This window comes from Pseudomonas sp. UBA3153, from assembly GCF_002364635.1.
In the GTDB taxonomy this organism is placed as follows: Bacteria; Pseudomonadota; Gammaproteobacteria; order Pseudomonadales; family Pseudomonadaceae; genus Pseudomonas_O; species Pseudomonas_O kuykendallii.
The window spans coordinates 1-1,050 of sequence record NZ_DEYR01000089.1 but is presented as its reverse complement, the minus strand read 5'-3'; the positions used below and the strand labels follow the sequence as shown (position 1 = coordinate 1,050).

The 1,050-nt window shown below is 66.5% G+C and carries 2 protein-coding genes; one reads left to right on the top strand and one right to left on the bottom strand.

The genetic code is table 11. From position 1 onward, the window contains the following. Nucleotides 1-683, bottom strand: a 683-nt coding sequence (locus tag B2X67_RS18565; RefSeq protein WP_286786417.1) for a RecQ family ATP-dependent DNA helicase, incomplete at its 3' end; no start/stop codon positions are given. A gap of 174 nt (nt 684-857) precedes the next feature. Here B2X67_RS18565 and B2X67_RS18560 point away from each other — a divergent pair. Then, a partial coding sequence (locus tag B2X67_RS18560; RefSeq protein ID WP_286786416.1) for a UPF0149 family protein occupies nt 858-1,050 on the top strand: 193 nt, incomplete at its 3' end.

Genomic DNA, 1,050 nt, shown 5'->3' with positions numbered 1-1,050 from the left:
CCCTTGCGCTCGGCGAGGAACGCCAGCAACTGCTTGCGCGGCTGCTCCTTGGGGACGATGCGGTAGAAGATGTTCGGCCGGTCGAAGCTCGACAGGTAGCGCTCGGCGTCTTCCAGATGCAGGCGCTGGACGATTTCCTCGCGGGTGCGCTTGTCCGCCGTGGCGGTCAGCGCCAGGCGCGGCACCTTGGGGAAGAGTTCGGCGAGCTGCCCCAGCTGCAGGTATTCGGGGCGGAAATCGTGGCCCCACTGCGACACGCAATGCGCCTCGTCGATGCCGAACAGGGCGATGTCGAGCCGTTGCAGGAAGGCCAGCATGCGCGGCTGCACCAGGCGCTCGGGCGCCAGGTAGAGCATCTTGATCTCGCCGCGGCGGATGCGCTCGGCGATCAGCCGCTGCTCGTCGTTGCTCAGCGTCGAATTCAGCGCCACCGCGGCCACGCCGAGTTCGTCGAGGGTCGCGACCTGGTCGTCCATCAGGGCGATCAGCGGCGAAACGATCACCGCCAGACCGTCGCGCAGCAGCGCCGGCACCTGGTAGCAGAGCGATTTGCCGCCGCCCGTGGGCATCAGCACCAAGGCGTCGCCACCTTGCGCCACGCGCTCGATTATCGCCGCCTGATTGCCGCGGAAGGCGTCGTAGCCGAAAACGTCTTTGAGGATGCGCAGGGCCTGGTCGAGCATGCCGGTCTCCGAAGGAAGGCGCGCATTATAAGCGCAAACAAACGCCATACCGGCCGCCGCGCGCATGGCGGATGAGCGGTACAGGTCGATCTCGCCGCGCGCCGCAGTTTTCCTGAGCCTTGCGTACGGGCTTTGCTAGAATCCAGCGCTGATCTCTTCCCCAGGTACCCTACGATGTCCTTCGCCGAGCAACTGTCCCGCCTGCAAGCCTTTCTCGATGCCGACGAACTGCACGAGGAGGCCCTGGACTACGTGGCCGCCCACGGTTACCTGACTGCCCTCTCCATCTGCCCGCAACCGGTTCCGGAGCGCGAGTGGATCGACGCGCTGTTCGCCGAGCCGCCGCACTACCGCAGCGACGCCGAAC